Raw genomic sequence first — 4,590 nt, forward strand, 5'->3', positions numbered from 1 at the left:
CTCGAAACCATCATTTCGTTGATGGGGCTAGGCCTGACCTTCGCACTCGCGGCGGTCCTGTAAGGAGTTTCAGATGATTCTGATCGCGATGGGCGTGTCGGGCGCCGGCAAGACGAAGATTGGTGAAATGCTGGCGGAGCGCCTGCATTGCACCTTCACCGACGGCGATGCGTTCCACAGCGCAGCCAACAAGCAGAAGATGCACGACGGCGTCCCGCTCACCGACGAAGACCGCTGGCCGTGGCTGAAGACGATCCGTGCGGCGATCGAGGAAAAGCAGAAGGCGGGCGAGACGGCGGTATTCACGTGCTCGTCGCTGAAGCGCTCCTATCGCGACATTCTGCGCGACGGCGATCAGGACGTTTGTTTCGTGTATCTGCAGGGCTCGCGTGAGGTGCTCGCCGAGCGTCTGGGGCATCGCACCGGGCACTTCTTCGATCCGTCGCTGCTGCAAAGCCAGCTAGAAACGCTGGAGGAGCCGGGCGACGACGAAGCGATCACGGTCAGCATCGATCTGACGCCAGAAGAAATCGTCGACGACGTGCTCAAGCAGGTCGCGCAGCGTTAACGGACCGGCGTGATGGACGTAAAAAAGCCGCTCAATGAAGGAGCGGCTTTTTTTCGCCTCGCCGCAATCATGCCGCGAGGCGCTGCATCGACGAACGGATCAGCCGATCCGCTTGGCCAGTTCGACGGCCTTGCCGATGTACGACGCGGGCGTCATCGCGAGCAGCCGGTCCTTGGCGTCCTGCGGAATCGCGAGACCGCTCACGAACGTTTGCAGCGCTTCACGCGTGATGCCCTTGCCGCGCGTCAGTTCCTTCAACTGCTCGTACGGGTTTTCGATGCCGTAGCGGCGCATCACCGTTTGCACCGGCTCGGCGAGCACTTCCCAGCAGTTGTCGAGGTCGTCGTTCAGACGCTGCGCATTCACTTCGAGCTTGTCCAGACCGCGGATCAGCGAGTCATACGCGAGCAGCGAGTAACCGAATGCGACGCCGATATTGCGCAGCACCGTCGAGTCGGTCAGGTCACGCTGCCAGCGCGACACCGGCAGCTTGTCGGCGAGGTGGCGCAGCGTCGCGTTCGCGAGGCCGAGGTTGCCTTCCGAGTTTTCGAAGTCGATCGGGTTGACCTTGTGCGGCATTGTCGACGAGCCGATTTCGCCGGCCTTGGTGCGCTGCTTGAAGTAACCGACTGAGATGTAACCCCATACGTCGCGGTCGAGATCCAGCAGGATCGTGTTCGCGCGCGACACCGCGTCGAACAGTTCGGCCATGTAGTCGTGCGGCTCGATCTGGATCGTGTAGGGATTGAACGTGAGCTTCAGGCGCTGTTCGACCACTTCGCGCGAGAACGCTTCCCAGTCGAATTCCGGGTAGGCGGACAGGTGTGCGTTGAAGTTGCCGACCGCGCCGTTCATCTTGCCGAGCAGTTCGACTTTGGCGATGCGCTCGATCGCACGCGCGAGACGCGCGGCGACGTTGGCGATCTCCTTGCCGAGCGTGGTGGGGCTGGCCGGCTGGCCGTGCGTGCGCGACAGCATCGGCTGCGCGGCGTGCGCGTGCGCGAGCGCGACGAGGCGCTGATGCACCGAGCGCAGCGCCGGCAGGATCACGTGTTCACGCGCGCCGGCGAGCATCAGACCGTGCGACGTGTTGTTGATGTCTTCCGACGTGCACGCGAAGTGGATGAACTCGCTCGCGCGCTCCAGTTCTTCCTGACCCTTGACCGATTCCTTCAGCCAGTATTCGACCGCCTTGACGTCGTGATTGGTCACGCGCTCGATTTCCTTGATGCGCGCGGCGTCGTGCGCGGTGAAGCGCTCGGCCAGTTGCAGCAGGAATTGCTCGGATGCGGCGGAGAAGCGCGGCACCTCGGCGAAGCCGGCGCGCGACAGCGCGATCAGCCAGTGGATTTCAACCGTCACGCGATTGCGCATGAAAGCGGCTTCCGAAAGCCAGTCACGCAGGGCTTCGGTTTTCGACGCATAGCGGCCGTCGAGCGGGGAGAGCGCGTTCAGCGCGAACAGGGTATCGGGGCGGGTGTCGGACATGATGGACTGGGTGGAAGCGTTGAGCGCTCAACGAGCGCATCCGGAACGGCGGGAACCGCGCATTTTACCACTGCGGGTGGGGCGTTCCGGCGTTTGGGCGGTTCGTGCCGCACGCGCGAGCAAGGGGACGTTATTGTCGGCGCGCGGGCGCGCCGCGGGCTTCCACGGCAATGCATGCCCGCCTGCGCACGGCCGCGTCGCTGTGCTTCGCGCCGCACCCCGCGCCGCTAGAATGCAGACTTCTTCCCTCCCGCCGGCAAGCGCAATCGCATGGAACTGAAATGGCTCGAAGACTTCATTTCGCTCGCGGAAACCCATAGTTTCAGCCGTTCGGCCGAATTGCGACACGTCACGCAGCCGGCTTTTTCGCGCCGCATCCAGGCGCTCGAAGCGTGGCTCGGCACCGAACTGATCGACCGTTCGGTTTACCCGACGCGGCTTACCGCCGCCGGCCAGGTGTTCAACGAGCAGGCGCTCGCGATGCTGTCGCAATTCCATGAGGCTCGCGTGCTGCTGCGCGGCCACACCGCGGCGCCGCAGGCGACGATCGAATTCGCGGTGCCTCACACGCTGTCGCTGACTTATTTCCCACGCTGGCTGCAGCGCATCGAAGCGCGGACCGGCCCGGTCCATACCCGGCTGCGCGCGCTCAACGTACACGACGCCGCGCTCGCGCTAGTGGAAGGCGGCTGCGATCTGATGATGGGCTATCACCATCCGAGCCATCCGGTCGCGCTCGACCCCGCCCGTTACGACATGCTGACGCTCGGCCACGAGCCGATCAGCCCGTTTTCGGCGCCGGGCCGCGCCGGGCGTGCGCGTCATACGCTGCCGGGCACGTCCGGCGCACCCGCACCGTATCTGTCGTACACGCCGAATGCTTACCTCGGGCGCATGACCGAGGTGATTCTCGCCAACGCGCCGGAGCGCCTGTATCTCGACCGCCTGTATGAAACCGACATGGCCGAAGGCCTGAAGGCGATGGCGCTCGCTGGTCACGGGATCGCCTTCCTGCCGCACAGCGCGGTGGAAGATGCGGTCACCGAAGGCCGGCTGATCCGCCTCGACCGCGCGACGCGCGGCACCCCGGAAGGGCAGCTCACGTTGAGCATGGAAATCCGCCTGTACCGCGACAAGCTCGCGGCGAAAAGCGACGACGCGCGCCAACTCCTCGTGCGGCACATATGGGATGTGGTGTCGGAGGAATTGAGGCGCGGCGCGGCATAAACGGCAGCGAGCCAAACTGCGGGCCGCGACGTGAATCTGTGACTTTTGGACGTTATGCAAGAAACGCATAACGGGATAAGGAAACGGCATTGGATTTCAAAACGGCGTTTTTCGACAATTGCAGTCATTCGTTCAACGCCGGAGCGTTCATGTCATCCCAGCAAGAAGCCGCACAAATCGCCGCAACGCTGCAATCGGTTCCCTCCTACCTCAATAGAGAAGACCTCGGCCCCTGGGGCAACTATCTGCGCCAGGTCGACCGCGTCGCGCCGTATCTCGGCTCGTTGTCCCGCTGGCTCGAAACCCTGAAGCGCCCGAAGCGCATCCTGATCGTCGACGTACCGATCGAACTCGACAACGGCACCGTCGCGCACTTCGAGGGCTATCGCGTGCAGCACAACGTGTCGCGCGGTCCGGGCAAGGGCGGCGTGCGCTATCACCAGGACGTGACGCTGTCGGAAGTGATGGCGCTGTCCGCGTGGATGTCGGTGAAGAACGCGGCGGTGAACGTGCCGTACGGCGGCGCGAAGGGCGGTATCCGCGTCGATCCGCGCACGCTGTCGCGCGGTGAGCTCGAACGCATGACGCGCCGCTACACCAGCGAAATCGGCGTCATCATCGGACCGAATACCGATATTCCCGCGCCGGACGTGAACACGAACGAGCAGATCATGGCGTGGATGATGGACACCTACTCGATGAACCAGGGCCAAACGGCAACCGGCGTCGTGACCGGCAAGCCGATTACGCTCGGCGGCTCGCTCGGCCGCCGTGAGGCGACCGGCCGCGGCGTGTTCGTGGTCGGCTGCGAAGCGGCGCGCCGCATTGGCTTTGACATCGAAGGCGCGCGCATCGCGGTGCAGGGTTTCGGCAACGTCGGCGGGATCGCCGCGCGCCTGTTCCAGGAAGCGGGCTCGAAGGTCGTCGCGGTGCAGGACCACACCGGCTCGATCTACAAATCGACCGGCATCGATGCGGCCGCGCTGCTCGAGCACGTCGCGAAGACCGGCGGCGTCGGCGGTTTCGCCGAAGCCGATGCGATCACGAGCGAAGAGTTCTGGACCGTCGAATCGGACATTCTGATTCCGGCCGCGCTCGAAAACCAGATCACGGAGAAGAACGCAGGCAAGATCAAGACGAAGATCATCGTGGAAGGCGCGAACGGCCCCACCACGACGGCGGCCGACGACATCCTGCATGATCGCGGGATTCTCGTAATTCCGGACGTGGTCGCGAATGCCGGCGGCGTGACCGTGTCCTATTTCGAATGGGTGCAGGATTTCTCGAGCTTCTTCTGGACCGAGGAT

4 protein-coding genes are annotated in these 4,590 nt (G+C 64.1%); 3 read left to right on the forward strand and 1 reads right to left on the reverse strand.

Annotated features, from left to right (window positions below; translation table 11 throughout):
* Positions 1-73: 73 nt before the first annotated feature.
* A complete protein-coding gene (locus VGH68_RS18740; protein ID WP_331605177.1) occupies positions 74-568 on the forward strand; it encodes a gluconokinase in 495 nt (164 codons plus the stop codon).
* A 99-nt stretch (positions 569-667) separates the two neighbouring features.
* On the opposite strand, the gene purB is transcribed toward VGH68_RS18740, so the two are convergent.
* Entirely contained in the window at positions 668-2,056 is a 1,389-nt protein-coding gene (gene purB / locus VGH68_RS18745; RefSeq protein WP_331605178.1) for an adenylosuccinate lyase, read from the reverse strand.
* A 270-nt stretch (positions 2,057-2,326) separates the two neighbouring features.
* Between purB and VGH68_RS18750 the strand changes: the two genes are divergently transcribed.
* Together VGH68_RS18750 and VGH68_RS18755 are read left to right on the forward strand one after the other, a co-directional pair.
* On the forward strand, positions 2,327-3,283 hold the full coding sequence (locus VGH68_RS18750; RefSeq protein ID WP_331605179.1) for a LysR family transcriptional regulator: 957 nt from the start codon (positions 2,327-2,329) through the stop codon (positions 3,281-3,283).
* 149 nt (positions 3,284-3,432) lie between these two features.
* Positions 3,433-4,590, forward strand: a 1,158-nt coding sequence (locus tag VGH68_RS18755) for a Glu/Leu/Phe/Val dehydrogenase (protein WP_331605180.1), incomplete at its 3' end; no start/stop codon positions are given.

The organism is Paraburkholderia sp. (assembly GCF_036488505.1).
Lineage (GTDB): Bacteria > Pseudomonadota > Gammaproteobacteria > Burkholderiales > Burkholderiaceae > Paraburkholderia.

What these genes read in the sequence shown, in the direction of transcription:
- purB (WP_331605178.1), bottom strand. Translation starts at nt 2,056, where the DNA reads ATGTCCGACACCCGCCCCGATACCCTGTTCGCGCTGAACGCGCTCTCC.
- VGH68_RS18740 (WP_331605177.1), top strand. Translation starts at nt 74, where the DNA reads ATGATTCTGATCGCGATGGGCGTGTCGGGCGCCGGCAAGACGAAGATT.
- VGH68_RS18750 (WP_331605179.1), top strand. Translation starts at nt 2,327, where the DNA reads ATGGAACTGAAATGGCTCGAAGACTTCATTTCGCTCGCGGAAACCCAT.